Source organism: Brachybacterium sp. ACRRE, assembly GCF_022346485.1.
GTDB lineage: Bacteria > Actinomycetota > Actinomycetes > Actinomycetales > Dermabacteraceae > Brachybacterium > Brachybacterium halotolerans.
The window spans coordinates 1-17,817 of the sequence record NZ_JAKRMO010000020.1 but is presented as its reverse complement, the minus strand read 5'-3'; the positions used below and the strand labels follow the sequence as shown (position 1 = coordinate 17,817).

Sequence of the window (17,817 nt, the reverse complement as noted above, 5' to 3'; positions counted from 1 at the left end):
CGCTCCGCTCCGCTGCGGGGTTGCCGCTCCGGCGTGGTCACGCGACCGCTACGTCGGTCAGCCGGGAGTTCACCTCCCGGACAGGTGCCCGTAACCATACAAGACGAGACCTGCGCGACCGCACCTCGCTGGGGCGAACTCGCTGAGGGAGCTGCGCGTGAGAGTCGCCTCCCGTGCACTCAGAAGGCACCCCGCGTTCACTTACGATCGGGGGATGACCGCTTCACCGCTCCCCGTGTACTACCTGGGCGACAGTCACGTCCGGTACTTCAAGAAGGCCGCGAAGGCCGGTCTGCTCGCACCCCACGAGCTCACCGGGGTCGAGGTCGGCGGGGCGACCGCCGTCGGCATGAGGAACCCGAACTCCAAGACCGATGCGATCGGCCGGTTCCGGAAGTGGATCAGCGACAGGTCGCGAGAGGCGATCGTGGTGTTCCACCTCGGCGAAGTCGACTGCGGATATGTGATCTGGTTCCGCGCCGATAAGTACGACGAGCCGGTCGAGCTCCAGATGAAGAACTCCATCGAGGCGTACTTCGAGTTCATCGACGAGCTGCGGGGCCTCGGATTCCGCCGCGTCATCATCACTGGCGCCACGCTTCCCACGATCACCGACGACGACCAGGTCGGGGAGGTCGTGGTCAAGCGGAGCGCGATCACGGCCACGCAGAAAGAGCGCACTGACCTCACGCTCCGGTACAACGCGATGCTGAGGAGCGAAGCCGTGCGCCGTGGGCTTCCCTACGTCGACATCGACGAGGATGTGCTCGACCCGACGACGGGTGTCGTGGACGAGCGGATGCGCAATCCCAATCCGGAGGACCATCACATGCACGGGAGCGTGGCGGCCGCGCTGTGGGCCCGGAAGCTCCGCGATGCCATTGCGACGTACCAGGAGACGGCACCCGCTCCGCGCATCTGGACGTGCACGCACGCCACGTACGTGAAGGCCTATCCGGGACATTCCCAGCGTATGCCCGTCGACATGCGGCATGCGGTCTCCGTCGGCGACGTCGTGACGGGTGACGAGGTGCAGACCCAGGGGCAGTACACAGTGATCAGGAACGCCCGGATCAATGGGACGAGCTACCCCCTCATGAGCCTCGTGCACACGGAGCACTACGGGCCGGCCACGCCGCCCGAGCCCGACGCCGTGGGCGGCCCTCGCGGGCTCCTGCAGCGGATCTTGCGGCGTCGTCCCGGCAGATCGCCGCGGGGAGCCCGCGCGCACTGACGCCTCTGCTCTCAGCGGCGCGAACCGAGAGCACACGACGGGCGGCCGGCGGCCCGCATCCCCACGGCAGCTCCGAGCCCGCCTGTGGGAACCCGTTGTCCCCACCAGCGAACAGACCACGAAGAAGAAGAGACGAATGCCCGCTCCCCGCCCCGTCGTACGCAAGGTCGTCAAGCTGCTCCGGATCTGGGCAGTGCTCGTGGACGTCCTCATCATGGCCTCGGCGTTCCTGGTCCTCCTGCACCCGGACGCATGGTGGACCGTGGTCGCACTCGCCGTCCCGCTGCTCGTGATCATCTGGCGCACGCGCCGCTCCCTCACGCGGCGTCTTCGGTCCGTCGGCGCCATGGGTGAGTACCTGGTCGGTCGCTATCTGCTGCTCATCGTGGGCCTCGTCCACGTCGCCCAACAGGGTGTGCCGACGCTCCTGTGGATCGTGTCCGGCGGTCTCCTTGCGCTCGCACTCGAGGCCGAGCGCTTCGAGGTGCGCATGCACCGGCGCATCCGCCCGTATGCAGCCCACCTGCCCGGTCGCGATACTGAGCACCGTCCCCGCTTCGCCTACGGCTACGTCTACTCCCTGGTGATCCTCGGCCTCGCCCTGCTCGTGGTCACTCCGTGGCTCGGGACGGCAGGGGCATGGGCGGTGGTCGCCGTCGGGCTTCTCGCGGTGCTCTTCGCCGCGGCGGTCCTCGTCGACATCGTGCAGCGGATCTCGCGGCGCAGTTCCGCGCTTCGTGAGATGCCGCAGATCGTCGAGGATCTCGAGCCCCGGTTCTTCGTGTACTGGAGCGCGCAGTCAGGGTCGGCCTTCCAGATCACGATGTGGCTGCCGTACCTCGAACGCCTTGGAGTGCCCTTCGCGATCATCGTCCGCAACGATGCCAACTTCCGGGATCTCGAACGGGTCGTCGACGCGCCGCTCATCCTGCGCAGGACACTCGCTGATCTGGATGCGGTGATCGTGCCGAGCGCCCGCGCCGCGTTCTACGTGAACAACGCCGTCCTGAACAACCACATGATCCGGTACTCGGAGCTCATGCACATCCAGCTCCTCCACGGAGAATCGGACAAGGCCGCGAGCACGAACCCGGTCACGCGCATGTTCGACCGCGACTACGTCGCCGGTCAGGCGGCGATCGACCGTTTCGCCGCGCGAGGGATCTCCATGCCCGAGTCGATGTTCCGGATCGTCGGCAGGCCCCAGGTCGAGGGGGTCGAAGCCGCCCGCGGGCCCATCGGCGAGATCGAGGCGCCGACGGTTCTGTACGCGCCGACGTGGCAGGGGTTCCATCAGGATGCGCAGTACTCGTCACTCGCTCACGGTCCTGATCTCGTTCAACGGCTCCTGGAGCGCGGCTGCACCGTCGTCTTCCGCCCGCATCCGTACAGCTACAGGACGCGGCCGTTGCGCCGTGCCTGTGTGAGGATCAAGGCGATGCTCCAGAAGGATGCGGAGCTGACCGGCAGGGAGCACCTGTACGGCGCTCCCGCGGAGAAGGAGATGACCGTCTTCGACTGCTTCAACGCGTCTGACGCGATGATCTCCGACGTCTCGAGCGTCGTGGGTGACTATCTCCACTCCGAGAAGCCGATGGCGATGATTTCGATGCATGCCGCAGTCGACGACTTCCGCCGTGAGTTCCCCACCGCTCGTGCCGCGTACGTGATCGAGGGCTCGGCGGAGGGGCTCATCGATGTCGAGGACGTGCTCGACGCGATGCTCGATCCGGACCCGATGTCCGAGGTGCGCAAGGGCTTCGCGACGTACTACCTCGGAGACATCCCTCGCGACTCCTATGCGGAGCGCTTCCTGGCCGTGGCGCGTGAGGATCTGGGCATCGAGTCCGAGCGCCCGTCAACGGTTGGTCGTGAACGGGTGGAGCAGTGACACCTTCGCGCGGGCTCTGACTGCCCCGAGGTTGGTCGCCTTGTAGACTCCCCGCCGTCACCTGTTGTTCACCCCCACCTGGAGCTCCCTGTGCCGAGACTACGACGGCTCCGCCGCCTGGCCGCATCACGACTGCCCATCGCCACCAAGGATCAGGTGCGAGCCGCCTCTCGATCGGAGGACTGGGCGAACGCCTATGAGCAGCTCCTCGCAGCCGCAGAGGGGCGGGCGGTCGGCAACCCTCCGAAGAAGGTTCCGTCTCCGGCCGTCGCGGAGCGGGTGCGCAAGAGCGTGGAGAAGAAGTCCGCCGACCCGCTCACGCGCGCGATCGTGCAGGGCAAGGGTCTCGACCAGGCCGTCGCCGAGCGGGTCCGTGCGCTCCTGAAGGATAAGAAGACGAACGAGGCGCACGCGGTCGCCGACGCCCTCGTGCGGGACGAGTCGACGGTCGCCGCGGGGAACCTCGCCGCCGGGATCGTCGCCGCCTCCCGCAACCACCACACGCTCGCGGTGCATCACTTCGACGCGGTAGACGATGAGCAGTCCCTGCGCTTCGCTCCGCTCGAGAAGATCCAGACGCTCTTCCGCGCGGATCCGGGCCGAGGGATCGAAACCGCGCGGACGTGGCTTGCCGAGGATCGGAGCTTCAGCGCGCGCACCTGGTTCGAGGTGTACCGAAACCTGTTCGTCGCCGACGAGCTCGACCTGGCCGACCGGGCTTTCGCGAAGACGTCGGCCGCGTACACGACCCCGAAACAGCAGAGTGCCTGGAAGACGGGTCATGACGACCTGGCCTGGGGAGAGCGCTGGGTCGGCGCCCGTCGCTTCCAGAGCGCCTCGGCGGCCCCCGAGGGCCACGTGTCGTTCGGACTCATCGACTACCTGCAGCCCGGGCGCGCCCGCGCCTCCCAGAACATCGGCGATCAGATCCAGACGCTGGCCTCCCTCGGCCACGTCGTGCGGCACCAGGACCTGCGTTTCCACGGTGAGGAGAGCGTCGTCGACTTCGTGCGCTCCATGCAGGAGCGCGTGCGCCCCGAGCTGCGCAGGGAGGGCGTCTCCGCGGACGTCGATCTGCTGACGATCGATCGTGATTCCTCGACCTACCAGCAGATCCCTCCGAACACATGGCTTCTGGAGTTCGGCTGGCACATGCACGCCATGTTCGGCCTCGGCGTCTACGACTTCCCCCTCCACCCGAACCTGAACCCGATCTTCGTCTCGTTCCACTGCAGCAAGCGAGCGCTCCTCAGCGAGGAGTCGCTCGCGTACCTGCGCGAGCATGGGCCGATCGGGTGCCGCGACTGGACCACCGTCGACCTGCTGCTCTCACTCGACGTCCCCGCGTTCTTCTCCGGTTGCCTAACGACGACGGTGAACACCGTCTTCCCGGATATCGAGGAGAAGCCCGAGGAGGCGACCGTCTACGTGGACGTCGCCCGAAGCCCCGTCCCGAAGGGGCACGAGAACGTTCGGCAGTCCTACCCCGAGATCAAGAAGCGCGACTTCACCGCGAACATGTGGGATGCCGTCCAGGTGCTCGAGCGCTACCGCCGCGAGTACACCGATGTGGTGACCACCCGACTGCACTGCTACCTCCCGACGACGTCCCTCGGTTTGAAGGTCGACTTCGAGCCGAAGAACAACGCCGACGTGCGCTTCAACGGCCTGTTCCGTCTGAGCCAGACGGACTTCGACGCCATGCGGTCGCGGATGCGCGATCGTCTGCAGCCGGTGCTCGAGGCGATCTTCCGGGGCGAGGACCGTGATTCCGTCTACGCCCTGTGGCGGAAGACAGTCGAGCCCGAGGTTCAGCAGGCGCGGGAACGGCACTCGCGCTCCGTGACCGTCCCCGATGCCGGGCACTCGGCCGGCCAGCTGGTCGCGTCCGTCCAGCGGAAGAAGGTCGACGGCCCCGCGGACGCGATCGACATCGTGCTGACCCCGACCGCCTACCAGGTGCGCCACCTCAGCGCCGTGCTGCGTTCCTCGGCCGAGAGCTCCTCGCGGACGATCCGGGCCTGGATCGTCGCGCGCGGCGCCCGCCCCGCGGAGCTCGAGGTCGAGGGCGTCGAGATCCGATGGATCGACACCACCTCGATCGACGCCAAAGCCGTGGAGGCGCTCGACGAGCGCTCCCTGGACCGCGCACTGCTCCCGGAGCTCGTTCCCGTGGACCGCGCGATCCTGCTGCCGGTCGACGGCGTGGTCTCCGCCGACCTCGCGGACCTCGAGGGCATCGACCTCGATGGGGCGCTGTTCGCGGCGCGTCGCACGTCCCGGGCGGACGCGAGCGGTTTCGCGGTGCTCTACGGCGCCGCGAAGCGCCTGGATTCCGTGCCCGAGACCGCCTACGAGTTCTATCGCGACATCCACGGTCGCCACGTCTTCGACTTCGATGCCTTCGACACCGATGTCATGGTGCTCGACCTCGCCGGCCTGCGTGCCGAGGGCTTCAGCGACCAGGCCGTGCCGGCGATGGCCCACTATCGCCTGGACGACCGCGACGTGCTGCACTACGTGGCGGGTCCCCGTCGCGCCGACCTGCGCGCCGAGTGGGCGTACGTGCCCGACCGCGAACCCCTCGAGGCTCCGAAGGTGCGCGTCTGGGCCGAGGGTGCGAAGCCCTGGTCCTCCTCGTACGTCACGGACGCCGAGCTCTGGGAGCAGTACTCCTCGAAGTGAGGCACCTGGCCCGCAGCAGGGGGAGACCGACTCCTCGAACTGCACGACGCGTGCGGTGACTCGAGCCCTCAGAGGCTCGGTGCACCGCACGCCTCGTCGGCGTCCCCCGGAGGAGTGGGCCGAATCGGGCTGGGCGACGGACCTCAGCGGGAAGAGCCCGGCGTCGACGGGAGCGTGGTCAGTGTGAGGAACCGGGGAGGCCGCTGCGGGCCTCGGCGTGAGCGAAGGCACGGTCCCAGTCGCGCAGCACGGCGTCGAAGCTCAGGCGCTGCGAGATGTCCTCGCGGCCAGCAGCGCCCATGCGCGCCGCCTTTTCGGGGGCGCGCAGCAGGTCGACGACTGCGTCGGCAAGACCCTCGCGTTCGCCGCGGGGGACGATGACGCCGCTCTCGCCGTCTCGTATGAGAGTCGAGGGTCCGTACAAGCAGTCGTAGGCGACGACGGGAGTGGCCACGGCGAGCGACTCGGCGATCGACAGCGGCAGCGCCTCCCAGTCCGACGTGGACAGCGTGCAGATGCTGCGGGCCATCACGCCGTTCGGGTCGTCGGTGCGGCCCATGAACTCAACGTTCCCCTGGATCCCGAGCTCGGAGACCAGTGACTCGAGCGCAGACCTCTCGCTCCCGCGACCGTAGATCTCGAGACGTGCTTCCGGCACCTGCTCCACCACGCCGGCGAAGGCGTGGACTGCCTCGTGCAGCGCCTTCTGCGGCGCGAGGCGCGAGATGATCGAGACTAGTCGTGGATCCCGTCTCTCCGCGGGCTCGGGCGGGATGACCAGGGCATTCGGGACGACGGTGAACGTCTCGGCATGCCCCAGCCGCTCCGTCATGTCACGGCGCTGCCGCTCGCTGAGCAGCACGTAGGCGTCGACCTGATCGAGCTTCGCGAACGGGTCCTCGTAGTCGGGGCGCAGCGGGCTGTCGACCGCGAACGGCGAGGCGAGGTGGCTGTTGTGCATCATCCCCAGGCGTACGGCGCTGTCCCGGCGGAGCTTCAGCATCTTGGTGATCGCGGAGGCGGTCTCCGCGATCACGTACGGGGGCGTGTCGCTCCGGTCGACGACGGACTGCAGCCAGGCCGCGTGCCAGGCCGGTAGGCCGCTGAAGCGTCGCATGGTCCGCGTGCCGGGCTGCACGACGTACACCCCCAGGCCGTGACCGTCCTCCGGGTCTGTCCAGCGCTGGGCGAAGCAGAGGCCCTCAGGGGTCATGAACTCCACGCGGTTCGCCGCACCGGCGGCCGTGAACCATGTACGACGTGCCGCGAACCCGTCCTCCATGTCATCGCGGCGGATCAGGAAGCGGTTCTCGAAGAAGTTGGTGTAAGCGACGCATCCGGACGTGTCGAGTCGGTCGAACGCGTAATACTCTCCGGCGGCCGTGAAGCGACGGCGGTAGGGCCCGTGCTTGTCCTCGCCCATCTCCGTCAGGTCGTCGTTCGAGACCGAGGAGATCTGCCGACGCACTCGCCTGCTGAGGGTGCGACCAGCCGCCGTCGCGCGCTCGCGGATGCCCGCGGCGCTCCTGGTCCCGGAGCGGCCACCGGCGGCCTGACGGGTGTCCTCGTAGACGTTCAGCACCTCGACGCCGCGGGGCAGCCTGCCCGACTCGCGCAGCGACGCGACCGAGGAGCGGAAGGCTGGATCGTCGTCGAAGGTCGCGATCGTGACCATCCGACCGGCGCGCTCGAACATCCGCGCCTGATCGAGCACGGCCTGGGTGACCCCGCCGTGCGCGAGGCGATGGAGGACGATCAGGATCGGTCGCGTCACTGCTCCGCCTTGTGCTGGGCAGCCAGCTGCTGGGCGTACCGCTTGGACTCGTTGACGAACTGTTTGTAGCGATGGCATACCTCGTCGGCCGGACCGTCCATGACCAGCTGGCCCTTGTGCACCCACAGCACGCGCTCGCACATGCTCTTCACAGTCGCCAAGGAATGGCTGACCAGGAACACCGTTCCGGCAGCCTCCCGCACCTCGTTGACGCGCGCCTTGCTCTTGGCGCGGAATGCGGCATCGCCCGTGGACAGTGCCTCGTCGATCATCAGGATGTCGGGGACAGCGCTCGCGGAGATCGCGAAGCGCAGGCGCGCACCCATGCCCGAGGAGTAGGACTTCATCGGCATGTTGACGAACTCACCGATCTCGGCGAAGTCGACGACGTCCTGATAGCGCTCGCGCACCTGCTGCTGTGTCAAGCCCAGCGCGAGGCCGCCGATCATGATGTTGCGTTCGCCGCTCAGGTCTCCCATGAGCACGGCGTTCACGCCGAGAAGCGCCGGGTCGCCGGCCACGTACACCGAGCCCTGGGCCGGGGGGATCAGTCCGGCGATCGCGCGCAGCAAGGTCGACTTGCCCGATCCGTTCACGCCGATGATGCCGATGGATTCGCCGTGACGGGCGCTGAAGGAGATGCCGCGCACCGCCTTCACCTCGCGCACGTTCTGCTGAGACGCACCTCGGCTGAGGAACTTCTGCAGAGCGGTCTGCTTCCGTGCGGGGCCTGCTCCCACCTTCTTCGCACCGAAGACGCGGTAGGTGATGTGCAGGTCGTTCACCAGTAGTGAGAGCCGGTCGGACTCGCTCTCCTGGACCGGGGTGTTGTCGAGGTCCTCGGCATCGACCTCGAAGTCGTCCTCGTCGGTCTCAATTGCGGCCATAAGTCTCTTCCCCCTGCCAGAAGTAGAGGAACCCTCCCACCAGGAACACGATCGCCCAGCCCACGCCGACAACCCACTTCGTCGGGTCGAGCGGGGCGGAAGGTTCGGCGAGGATCGCGGAGCGCGCGATCTCCAGGAACACCGCGACGGGCTGGTACTCCATGATCCAGCCCCACGAGAACTTTCCGAGGAAGTGGTCGATCGAAAAGATCACTCCCGAGACGTACATGAGAATGCGAGTTCCGAAGGGGATCAGGTTGTCGATATCGGGGGTCTGCGCGACGAGCCTCGCCATGATGAACGCGCAGCCCGTGCAGAAGCACCACAGCAGCAGCACGGCCGGGATCAGCAGCAGCCAGCGCGGCTCGAGGGGGACGTCGCCCTCGTTGGGCAGCAGCCCCGAGAGATACGCGATCACGCACATTACGACGAGGGCGGGGACGAGCGTGGTCAACTCTGCTGCCACGCCGGCGATCGGGAGGACCGCGCGTGGGAAGTGCACCGAGCGCACCAGGTTCATGTTGGAACGGATGGCCTTCGAGCCGGCCTGGAGAGACATCTCGAAGAATCGGAACATGAACACGCCCACCACGATGAAGGCGATGGTGTTGTCGATCCCCGCGCGGCCCACCTTCAGAATGAAGCCGAAGATGATTGTGTACACGGCGGCATTGAGGACGGGCGTCAGCAGAGCCCAGACCTGGCCCAGGTAGGTGTTCTGGTTCTTCGCCTGCGCCTTGGACACTGCGAGCACGCGGATGAAGGTGCGGCGCTTCCAGAGCTCCGGGATGTACTCGCGAAGGGACGGGCGCACGCCCATCCGCTCGAGATCGTTCTGCTGCGCCGTGGACTCCACCCACTCCGGAGCGTAGGTTCGCTCGAGCGGAGGGGGCACCGTGGGGAGCGCCAGGTTGCTATCAGTCAACAGGCCGTACCAATCTCCGAAGGGCCGGGAACAAAGGGGCGGCCTACCGCGGCCGAGGCACCGTTCATCCTAGCCCGGGGGCCCGGCGTCGTCGCGGTGGCCTCTCCCACAGGGGGGGGCGCCGGGCGCTGACGGCGCGTCAGCTGCGCCGGTCCGCGACCTCGAACGCCGCCTTCCACTTGGGAGCGATCGCCTCCATCGAGAATTCCTCGGCCATCCGCCGGGAGGCGGAACGTCCCATCTTCGCCGCGGACCGCGGATGTTTGAGCAGTTTGATGATCCCCTGAGCGAGCCGATCGACGTCGCCGTCGGGGACCAGGATTCCGTCCCTGCCTTCGCGGATGAGGTCCGAGGGGCCGTAGTTGATGTCGTATGCGACCACGGGCGTCTCCGCCGCGAGCGACTCGCCGATCGAGAGCGGCAGCCCTTCCCACCTCGCGGCGGAGGCGGTGAGGATGCAGCTGGCCATGAGGTCCGCGCCGTCGGGCACCCACCCGTGGAAGGTGACGCTCTCCTGAAGGCCCAACTCCGCGGTGAGCTGCTCAAGGGACCTGCGGGCGCCACCGTCACCGCCGATCTCCAGGTGCGCGGCGGGGACCGCCGAGACGACCTGGACCCAGGCACGGAGCAGATCGTCCACACGCTTCTGTTCGGCGTGCAAGCGGCACACGACCCCTACTCGTCCGCGCACCTTGCGGATCGAGGTCGAGGACCTGCGGTCGCGGATCACGTTCGGGATGACGATCGGGTCGCAGTTCTCCGCTCCGAACGTGGCGCGATAGTCCTGCGCCTGCTTCGCCGTCAGAGCGAGCACCACGGGCATCTCGGACACCCGTTCGAACGGCTTGACATAGTCCTCGCGGATCGGCGATCCGAGTGTGTAGGGGGGCTGGAACAGGTTGACATGGGCGAGGAAGAGTCTGCTGGACAGCTTCGGGTCGGTGTCCAGCAGCTTGCGCATGGCGGTCGGATGCTGGGCGATCGCCAGCGGGCGGGGCTGGGACTCCTCGAGGATCTTGGTCAGCCATGCGGCGTGCCACGGGATGTTGTGCGCGTAGCGGGTCGACCGGCCGGAGCTCGGGTCATGGCAGTAGACGCCGAGCTGTCGACCGCTCGCCGGATCCAGGTGACGCGTCACGTAGCAGATGCCATCAGGTGTGAAGTAGCGCTCCTCGGACACGTTCCCGGTCACCGGGTCGAGGGAGAGCTCGCGACCGCACGCACCCGTGTCCTCGTACTCCCGCTGCACCGATGGCTTCCCATCCCGGTACAGGACCGTCCGGATCGGCTCGTCCCCGTGCAGCTCCCGGTGTTTCACGAGGCGACCGGTGGGATCGAAGTAGTCCAGGCGGGTCGTGTCCCCGATCGTGGACGTGCTCCACGTGAGTCCGTGCGTGTCCTCGTCCTCGGCGCGCGACCAGTCGGCGTCGGGATCTTTGGTCAGGGGTGCGCTCATGTCACGGTAGATGTTGACCGCGGACGACCCCTCGGGAAGCACGATGTCACCCTCTCGGGAAGCGAGTCCCTCCTCGAATCTGGGCTCGTACTTGAAAGTCACGATGACAGGCTTCAGCCCCATGTTCACGAACATGCGGCACTGGTCGAGAGCGGCTCCGGATCGCCCGGCATAGCCCAGGGCATGGAGGAGTATGAGTACGGTTCGCATGGCGGCGTCACCCTTCCGGTCGACGATTCTCCTGATTCGGTTCTCTACGGATGCGCGGTTCAGTCGTCCTCGTCGGCACTGTCCGCACCAGGTTCATCCGTGCCGTCCAGTGCTCGGTCAGTGTCCTCGGTGATCGCCTCGCCTGCACCCGTGCGGGAATCCTCGATTCCCTCGTCCGCTCCCTCGGTCCGAGCATTCAGGGCGGCCACGGGCTTGCGATCGTGCAGCACCACGTTGCGTGAGGCGCTCACGAAGGCGTCGGCGTAGTTCTCGGCCGGGAACGGGCCGAGATAGTCCACGCGCGTCTGCTTGCGGCGCTCGGCCTTGGGATCGGTGACCAGGAGCTGCTCGAGCATCTCGTCGAGATTCGAGAGGTCCTTCGGGATCACGTAGGCCGAGCGCGCGAGCGGGAACATCCGCTCGAACTCCGCGACCGTGTACGACATCGTCACCAGGCCGTAGGGCTTGCCGGAGTACAGGAAGTCCGGGACCACGGAGGAGACGTCGGAGATCATCGCATCGGCCGCGTTGAAGCAGCCGAACGCATCCAGCTCCTTCTCCGCAGGGCGTCCCCACAGGTGCTCGTGCCCGCTGATCTCGCTGTCCTCGCGCAGCATCCTCTTGATCTCGCTGATGTTCCGGGAGGCCTCGGGATTGCGATAACTGAAGGGGTGGGGACGGAACACGACCGTGATCCCGCGCTCCAGCAGGTTGCGGATGATCTGCGGCCCCACGGGCAGCGAGCCGTAGTTCGTGTCCGCGTAGTGGCCCTCCCATGTCGGCGCGTACAGCACCGTGCGCACCGGCACGTTCTCCGGACTCTGCTGCTCGACGGTCTCCACCTGCGGGCGGCCGACGATCGTGAACTTCTCCTGCGGGATCTCCACGCCGTTGTTCGCATAACGGTCGATGGCAGCCTGGCCCGCTACGAAGATCTTGTCGTAGAGCGCGGTGACAGGGTTGAAGCTCGAGGCCTTGTCGCTGTCGCCGTGCAGGAGCTGCACGTGGGTGATCTGCGGGTACCGCACCAGGTGCACGTTCGGCGCGGAGTTGTTGACGTAGAAGGCCGTGGTGATCGACGGGGTGATCACGTCGTCCAGCTGCCAGATGTTCGTGCGCACCACCACGGGTGCGAGGGTCAGGCGCGTGATCTCGCGGAACGCGGAGGTCTTGCGCAGCACCACGATGAAGGGCTCGCCGATGCGCTCGAGGTACTCGATCCACATGCCCACCTGGTAGGCGGATCCGGCGGGAACGCCGTAGTAGAGGACGAACCTCGGGGCGTACGCCTCGACGGCGGCGTAGAGGTTGTTGTCTGCATTCACGGAATCCCGCACGCGCCGGAAGGAGTCCAGGGCGTGATAGCCGGCCACGGCGAGGGCGATCAGCGGCAGCGCCAGCAGCGCACCGGCGGGCACGTGCACGAGCAGCAGCAGCGAAGCGAGCGCTGTGAGCGAGAGGTCGACGACCAGCACCACGTTCACCGGAAACCTCGGTCCACGGTGGTCGGGGATCCCGGGCAGATTGGCCACGCGGAGCTTGCGGCCCGGCGCTACGCGGGTGACCACGGGCTCGGACAGAGGCACCAGGGCGAACAGGACGGAAGTCGCCCAGCCGAGAGGACCCGTCGTCTCCTGCGCCCAGCAGATGCCGAGCGGCAGCAGGCCGAGCAGCAGACGGATGCCGTGCTCCCCGGCCAAGGCGGTGCGGCCCACATGTCTGCGCAGCCGGCGGTATCCGCGGCGGATGAGGATGAAGAACGGGTAGATCGCGGGGATCACGGCGATCGCGGGATGCACGCCGATCGCGAGCAGCACCAGAGGCACGATCGCGACGGTGGTCTGGGTGAGGCGCCTGCGCAGCCCGGCCATACGCTGCCAGGGCATCACCATGCGGTGGCGTGCGGCGGAAGGATTCGTGGATTCGGTCTGGGTCATCGGATACGGCCCTCCTCGGGCTCGCCGGCCGTGCGCGTCGCGCACGTGCCGCCCTGGCGGTCACGGCATCAGCCGTGATGTCTTGATCTTTCTTCTGTGCGCTGCTCTGCGCACATCGGCTCGGACGATCATGGGGCTCACGATGCGGTCCCCTCCTCCTGGATCGAAGCCCACAACTGATCGCGCAGCACGGTGAGGTCGGTGCAGGCGTCCAGGAACCGCTGGAGGGAGGCCCCCGGGGTGGTGTCGCCCAGGTAGTACTCGGTCAGCTCGCGGCGCTGCTCGCGCTGGGGATCCTCGGTGATCTCCTCGAGGGCGAGCTCGCCCGCGCGCGGGGCCTGCTCCTCGCTCAGGCGCGGCGTCGTCTGCAGCAGCCGCGTGGCGGCCTCGCGGGGGCCGCCCTCGGCGCGGTCGGGCTCGGTGACGATGAGCGGCTTGCCGGTGGCCAGCCAGTCCGTCGCGACGGCGGAGACGTCGCAGATCATGAGGTCGGCGCGGGCGAAGTCCTGCTGGATGCTGTGGCGCTCGGCGACCTCCTGCCCGCGCTCGGCGAGCAGTTCGCGCAGCTGGGCGTCGGCCTCCCCGAAGGCGGGCACGCGCACGCCCGTCAGCGGGTGCGGACGGTAGATGACGTGCAGACCGGCGGCGACCAGCGAGCGCACGATCATCTCCGACTGCGTGAGCAGCGAGGAGTAGGCGACGCTCGCCTGCCCGCCCTCCCACGTCGGCGCGTAGAGGACCGTGCGGGGCGCGCCCTCGGAGCGCGCCGGGGCGCTCGCGCGGTCCGTGTCCAGGCTGGGTCGACCGACGGGGATGCAGCGGGTGCGCGCGTCGAACAGGGTCGAGTAGCGCTCGAGGCGGTCGATCGCCGCCTGCCCGGCCACGAAGGAGAAGTCGTAGGCCTTGATCTGGTTGGAGACGGACACGCCCTTGTCCGAGTCGCCGTGCAGCAGCGAGACGTGCAGCGCCGAGCGGCTGCGCAGGGGCGCCGTGTTCAGCGGGTTGTAGTTCACGTAGAGGATGAGCTTGGTGTCGCTGCGCAGGATCAGCGCGTCCAGCGTCGCGTCGCGGGCGACGGTGATCACCGTCATCTCCACCTTCTCGCGCAGCGCCGCGGCGACCCGCGAGTCCATGCACACGATGGTCACGCCCCGCTCGCGGTGCAGCTCGCGCAGCGGCCCGAACCAGTCGTCGAGCTGGTAGAGGCTCTCCAGGGTGTCGGGGAAGTAGAGGATGACGTCGCCCTCGAGGATGGTCTCGCCCAGGCGGTCGTCATCGCCCAGGCCGTCGGGCACGCCGCCGGGCAGCAGGCGGAAGCGGCGCAGGAGCTTGCCGCCGGTGCTGCGCAGCCGGCGCTTGAGGGAGTTGCCGCGTGCGGCCATCAGCGGCCTCCTTCCCGGCTCGCGTCAGCGCTGTCGTCCCTGCGCTCCTCGGTGCTCGTGCTCCCCGCCTGCTCGGTCTGCTCGGTCTGCTCGGTCTGTTCCGCCTTCGCCGCCTGCTCAGCCTGCTCAGCGCGATCCAGGATCTCCCGCCAGGCGCCCGCCGTGGTCCAGCGCGGCAGGGCGCGCGCATACCTGCGGCGCAGCGAGCCCCAGCGCAGGGCCAGGCGCGCGTGCGTGAGGAGCACCCGCACGAGGAGGGACCGATCATCGTGCCCGTCGATCGCGAAGGCGTCGATCCTCTCGCCCTGCGCGGAGGTGATGATCACGGCGTCGGCCCCGAGCACGGTGCGCCAGGACACCTCGCTCGCGGGGACCTCCAGCACGCTGCGCGGGGCGCGGGCGGGGGAGAGCGCGCGGGCGAGCGCCCGCAGCGCCCCCGCGGGCGGGGAGAACGGGGAGGTGCGCGTGGGTTCGAGGCCCTCGGTCCGGGTGCGCTGGCGCTCGCGCCAGGCGTCGACCACCGCCTGGCCGTCGGCCCGCGCGCTGCGCAGGTCCGTGCCCAGCCATGCATCGGGGCCCGCGAGCGCGGCCCGTGCGCCCTCGTCCCACAGGCGCGCCGTGAGGTGGAGGCCGGACAGCACGTGCTTGAGCTGGTGGGCGAGGGAGTCGGCGAGCACTCCGCGGCCCGCGCGGTGCGCGGCGGCGGTCGCCAGACGGTTGCGGTGCAGGATCCGCGCGCTCCAGCTCATCTGCGTGCGGTATGCGTCCCAGGAGGGGTGGGTGACGGAGGCGCCCGGCAGCACCATCGTCGAATAGCCGTGCGCGCTCGCGCGCAGCCCGTACTCGGCGTCGTCCCACTTCAGGAAGAAGGGCGCGGGGAGCCCCAGCGTCCCGACGGCGCCGGGCGGGAGCAGCGTGCCCCACCAGCCGGAGTAGTCCGCGGCGGTGCGCGGCAGCAGGGCGTCCCAGTCGGCGGGGGTGGTGCTGGCGAGGTCGAGCGGTCCGTGCATGCCGTCGGCCGAGCGCCAGAAGAAGGTCGATCGCTCCACATGCTCAGCCTCGGTGAGCAGGGTGGGGGCGTCGACGGGGGAGCCTGCGTCCAGCAGCCCGGTGCCCAGGATCGTCGGCGCCTCGGCGAGGGCCTGGAAGGTCAGCAGGCGGCGCAGGGACTCCTCGGAGATCAGGGCGTCGTCGTCCGAGAGGAACACGGCCTGGGCGGGGTCCTCGAGGGAGGCGAGCATGCCGCGCGCGTACCCGCCGGAGCCGCCCAGATTCGGCTGCTCGAGCAGCTCGATGCGCGCGGGGGAGTCGGGGAGGTCGGCCGACGCCCCCTCCTGCGCCTCGAGGAGCCGGGTGAAGGGGGCGTGGTCCGCGAGGGTGCCGCCCTGATCGACGACGAGCACGCGGGCGACGAAGGGCATGGCGGCGAAGGCGCGGGCCTGCGCGGTCGCGTCGTCCTCGCGGCGGAACGTGGGGACGACGGCGCTCACGCGCGGCAGCTCGACCCGCTCGTCGACCCACCAGCGCACGCCGGACCCGGTCGCGCCCGACCCGGCGGCCGCGCCGGACCCGGCGGCCGCCCCCTCGACCCACAGCCAGGCGGGGGTGGAGGGATCGGCGAGATCAACGGTGCGGCCCTCGGTGGCGATCTCGCCCAGGTCGATCACGGTGCCCGCCTCGGCCCCCAGGAGATGGGGGCAACGGGCGGAGGAGTGCGCGGCGGAGAGGGCGTCGGCCGTGTCCGCCCTGTCGGCCCCGTCCGTCCTGTCGGTCCCGTCGGGCCCGGGCGCCTCGATCGCGACGTGCACCGGGCGCGGCCCGACGGCATGGCGCCACGCCCACACGGCGAAGGCCTGCTCCCACAGGGGCGCGGCCGCGCTCGAGGTGCGCTGGAGCGTCGTCCCGACGTGCACGGGGCCTCCTCGGAACGCGCGGTCATGAACGGGGTGATGGACGGCAGGCCGCGGCGAGCTCGATCCCTGGGCTCGGAACACGGGTCTGCACGGAAAGGGGTCGGGCTCTCGCCGGGCCGTTCCTGAGGTTACAACAGGGCGAACGGCCGACGAACGAGGCGTGACCGATGTCGGGTCGTGCGGGCCGGTCCTCACTCCGCGGGCAGGTCCGCCCAGGCCCGTCGAGCATCCGCGACGAGCTGCTCGTGGTCGGCCCGGTACCGCGTGATCCGGCAGCCGCGGCCGTTGGGCTTGAGCGCGATGCCCTCCTCGTCCCACGCGTCGCGGGCGCGCGCGAGGAGCGGAGCGGGCAGGTCCCCGTCGGCCGATGTCACCCGCCACCAGGTCACCCCGGAGCCCCACTGGCTCATGATCCGACCCACCAGGCGCGGCCCCACCCCGCACACGTCACCCACCTGGCCGTAGCTCGCGACGCGGCCGGGCGGGATGGCCTCGACGGTGCGCAGTACGCGCTCGACGGTGAGATCGTCCATGACGGCCAGTCTCGCAGGTACCCTCGATGATCGTGGCTCCCATGACATCCCCCGCCTCGCCCGCCGCGGCCCCGTCGAACCCTTCGGGCTCGGCCCCGTCCCCGGACGACCCGGACGCGCCCACCACCTCCGGACTGGGCGCGCTCGTCGACGAGTCCCGCCGCGTGCTCGTGGCCCTCCTGCAGGGACCCTTCGTCGACGGCAGGCGCGAGCCTCAGCGCTACGGCCAGCTGCTGCGCGACCGCGCCGCCATCGAGGCCCGGCTCGCCGACATGTTCCTCGAGCTGGTCCTGGACGACGACGCACAGGTCGCCTTCGTGCGCCAGAGCGAGTCCGACCCCGACGCCCCCAAGCTGCTGCGCCGCCTCTCAGGCCTGAACCGCCTGGACTCGGTGCTGCTGCTGGTGCTGCGCCAGATGCTGCTCACCCAGTCCTCGCGCGGTCAGCGCGCGGTGGTCTCCGAGGCGGAGATCCAGCAGGCGCTCGCCGCCTACCGCCGCTCCACCTCGACCGACGAGGCCGGATTCGCCAAGGAGGTGCGCGCCTCCATCACCAAGATCCAGCGCGCGGGCCTGCTCGAGGAGCAGGGCGATTCCTTCGAGGTCTCCCCGGTGCTGCGCCTCATGATCGGCCCCGACACCGCGCGCGAGTTCATCGCGCTCTACCGCGAGGCGGGAGCCGGCGGCCTCGCCGACCCCGAGGACGCCGACGCTGACGATGTCGACGCGCAGGACCTCGACGCAGAGGATGCCGACGCGGTCGGCGCCGATGCGGACGACGGGGTCGAAGGCGGCGCCGCGTCCGACGAGGCGGGGGACGACGGGGCAGGGGCCGAGAAGGACGAGGATTCGTCCCGCTGACCCTTGAGGGGCAGACCCTCGGCGCATGCGTCCGCCGCACCGCATTCCGCTCGGTGCGGCACCCCGAGAGCGGGGCCGCGGGTCGGACTGACCAGCGACGCACCCCGACCCCCCCCCCCCCCGGTACCCG

The 17,817-nt window shown here is 69.2% G+C and carries 12 protein-coding genes; 4 read left to right on the top strand and 8 right to left on the bottom strand.

Annotated elements, in window-relative coordinates; all coding sequences use genetic code 11:
- Positions 1 to 214: 214 nt before the first annotated feature.
- The 3 genes from MHY49_RS07850 to MHY49_RS07840 all read left to right on the top strand — a co-directional run bounded on the left by MHY49_RS07850 (position 215) and on the right by MHY49_RS07840 (position 5,810).
- The gene (locus tag MHY49_RS07850; protein WP_239203473.1) at positions 215 to 1,234 is read left to right on the top strand and encodes a hypothetical protein; all 1,020 of its coding nucleotides are present in this window, start codon (positions 215 to 217) and stop codon (positions 1,232 to 1,234) included.
- A 136-nt stretch (positions 1,235 to 1,370) separates the two neighbouring features.
- Positions 1,371 to 3,125 (top strand): CDP-glycerol glycerophosphotransferase family protein, encoded by a 1,755-nt coding sequence (locus tag MHY49_RS07845; RefSeq protein WP_239203472.1) that lies wholly within the window; start codon positions 1,371 to 1,373, stop codon positions 3,123 to 3,125.
- 156 nt (positions 3,126 to 3,281) lie between these two features.
- A complete protein-coding gene (locus tag MHY49_RS07840; protein ID WP_239203471.1) occupies positions 3,282 to 5,810 on the top strand; it encodes a hypothetical protein in 2,529 nt (842 codons plus the stop codon).
- Positions 5,811 to 5,988: 178 nt separating this feature from the next.
- Here MHY49_RS07840 and MHY49_RS19330 read toward each other — a convergent pair whose 3' ends face one another.
- The 8 genes from MHY49_RS19330 to MHY49_RS07800 all read right to left on the bottom strand — a co-directional run bounded on the left by MHY49_RS19330 (position 5,989) and on the right by MHY49_RS07800 (position 16,827).
- Entirely contained in the window at positions 5,989 to 7,584 is a 1,596-nt protein-coding gene (locus MHY49_RS19330; RefSeq protein ID WP_239203470.1) for a glycosyltransferase, read from the bottom strand.
- Complete coding sequence (locus tag MHY49_RS07830; protein ID WP_239203469.1) at positions 7,581 to 8,471, bottom strand: ABC transporter ATP-binding protein; 891 nt, start codon at positions 8,469 to 8,471, stop codon at positions 7,581 to 7,583. The genes MHY49_RS19330 and MHY49_RS07830 overlap by 4 nt, the downstream gene beginning before the upstream one ends.
- Positions 8,458 to 9,327, bottom strand: coding sequence for an ABC transporter permease (locus MHY49_RS07825; RefSeq protein ID WP_239203468.1), 870 nt, complete (start codon positions 9,325 to 9,327; stop codon positions 8,458 to 8,460). Before MHY49_RS07825 ends, MHY49_RS07830 begins: the two co-directional genes overlap by 14 nt.
- Positions 9,328 to 9,535: 208 nt before the next feature.
- Positions 9,536 to 10,954: a glycosyltransferase gene (locus tag MHY49_RS19325; RefSeq protein WP_239203467.1), complete on the bottom strand. Its 1,419-nt coding sequence runs from the start codon at positions 10,952 to 10,954 to the stop codon at positions 9,536 to 9,538.
- Between the two features lie 167 nt (positions 10,955 to 11,121).
- Positions 11,122 to 12,999 (bottom strand): CDP-glycerol glycerophosphotransferase family protein, encoded by a 1,878-nt coding sequence (locus MHY49_RS07815; protein WP_239203466.1) that lies wholly within the window; start codon positions 12,997 to 12,999, stop codon positions 11,122 to 11,124.
- A 137-nt stretch (positions 13,000 to 13,136) separates the two neighbouring features.
- Positions 13,137 to 14,381, bottom strand: coding sequence for a CDP-glycerol glycerophosphotransferase family protein (locus MHY49_RS07810; RefSeq protein ID WP_239203465.1), 1,245 nt, complete (start codon positions 14,379 to 14,381; stop codon positions 13,137 to 13,139).
- Complete coding sequence (locus MHY49_RS07805; RefSeq protein WP_239203464.1) at positions 14,381 to 16,294, bottom strand: glycosyltransferase; 1,914 nt, start codon at positions 16,292 to 16,294, stop codon at positions 14,381 to 14,383. The genes MHY49_RS07810 and MHY49_RS07805 overlap by 1 nt, the downstream gene beginning before the upstream one ends.
- A gap of 191 nt (positions 16,295 to 16,485) precedes the next feature.
- Positions 16,486 to 16,827, bottom strand: coding sequence for an MGMT family protein (locus MHY49_RS07800; protein ID WP_239203463.1), 342 nt, complete (start codon positions 16,825 to 16,827; stop codon positions 16,486 to 16,488).
- 41 nt (positions 16,828 to 16,868) lie between these two features.
- Here MHY49_RS07800 and MHY49_RS07795 point away from each other — a divergent pair, with 41 nt between their 5' ends.
- Positions 16,869 to 17,687, top strand: a complete 819-nt coding sequence (locus tag MHY49_RS07795; protein WP_239203462.1) for a DUF4194 domain-containing protein — start codon at positions 16,869 to 16,871, stop codon at positions 17,685 to 17,687.
- Positions 17,688 to 17,817: the final 130 nt, after the last annotated feature.

Coding starts and splice junctions, on each gene's coding strand:
- MHY49_RS07850 (WP_239203473.1), top strand. CDS start 215: ATGACCGCTTCACCGCTCCCCGTGTACTACCTGGGCGACAGTCACGTC.
- MHY49_RS07845 (WP_239203472.1), top strand. CDS start 1,371: ATGCCCGCTCCCCGCCCCGTCGTACGCAAGGTCGTCAAGCTGCTCCGG.
- MHY49_RS07830 (WP_239203469.1), bottom strand. CDS start 8,471: ATGGCCGCAATTGAGACCGACGAGGACGACTTCGAGGTCGATGCCGAG.
- MHY49_RS07815 (WP_239203466.1), bottom strand. CDS start 12,999: ATGACCCAGACCGAATCCACGAATCCTTCCGCCGCACGCCACCGCATG.
- MHY49_RS07810 (WP_239203465.1), bottom strand. CDS start 14,381: ATGGCCGCACGCGGCAACTCCCTCAAGCGCCGGCTGCGCAGCACCGGC.
- MHY49_RS07800 (WP_239203463.1), bottom strand. CDS start 16,827: ATGGACGATCTCACCGTCGAGCGCGTACTGCGCACCGTCGAGGCCATC.
- MHY49_RS07795 (WP_239203462.1), top strand. CDS start 16,869: ATGACATCCCCCGCCTCGCCCGCCGCGGCCCCGTCGAACCCTTCGGGC.